The sequence below is a fragment of the Adlercreutzia equolifaciens genome (assembly GCF_029076695.1).
In the GTDB taxonomy this organism is placed as follows: domain Bacteria; phylum Actinomycetota; class Coriobacteriia; order Coriobacteriales; family Eggerthellaceae; genus Adlercreutzia; species Adlercreutzia equolifaciens_A.
Window position 1 is genome coordinate 1 of the sequence record NZ_JARFIK010000101.1, and the last position, 390, is coordinate 390.

Annotated in this window: 1 protein-coding gene; it reads left to right on the top strand. The window is 62.8% G+C overall.

Features of this window, described 5'->3' with window-relative positions:
- Positions 1-208: 208 nt before the first annotated feature.
- Positions 209-390, top strand: a 182-nt coding sequence (locus tag PZH32_RS11635; RefSeq protein WP_275208417.1) for a hypothetical protein, incomplete at its 3' end; no start/stop codon positions are given.

Consider the following 390-nt stretch of genomic DNA (forward strand, 5'->3'; position numbering starts at 1 on the left):
GAAGAACCCGCAAGGGCTGCGTCGACTTGGCCGCCCGCGTCCTGCGCGTCGCCCTTGATGAGGCGCGAGAAACGAGCCTCTTGGCAGGCCCTCCGTCAGTTGACATTTATGCTAAAAGTGCGGGAATGCCAGGGGAGAAAGCGGTTGACAGACGGCTTGCGAGCCTGTCATATTAGGAATCGAAGGCTGGGGGATCAGAGGGGGCGTTATGAGAGAGCGCGATTGCGAGGCGGCGGGTCGAGGGCGATCGTTTTTGCTGCTGCCGTCGAAGATCACCTGCCCGCGGCCCGAGCAGGGCGTGGTTGTGCGGTCGCGCGTGCGCGAAAAACTCGAGCTCTCGAAAACGCGCCCTGTGACAACGGTGACGGCCCCTGCTGGATTCGGCAAGAC